General features: G+C 63.5%; 1 pseudogene. It reads right to left on the bottom strand.

The features are described 5' to 3' along the window. A pseudogene (locus ACSHWJ_RS16240) lies at window positions 1-203 on the bottom strand (phage tail sheath subtilisin-like domain-containing protein); the annotation flags it as partial.

The raw sequence follows: 203 nt of genomic DNA, 5'->3' as shown, positions 1-203 counted from the left end.
GGGGGCGGCGGCATGAACGTGATGTCGAAGGTCAGGTGCCCGAGGGCGATCTCGGTCACCGGGTTCTTGGCCTTGTCGTAGCCGCAGTGGCCGTCGATCAACGCCCCGCGCATCACCAGGGTGCGTAGGAACAGGTTCACGCTCTCGGTGATGGCGTCGATCAGGGCATCGGTGATCGGCTGATCCAGGAATTGCAGCATCGA

It is taken from the genome of Methylococcus sp. S1M (assembly GCF_051295855.1).
Lineage (GTDB): Bacteria > Pseudomonadota > Gammaproteobacteria > Methylococcales > Methylococcaceae > Methylococcus > Methylococcus capsulatus.
This window is presented reverse-complemented; position numbering and strand designations above follow the sequence as displayed.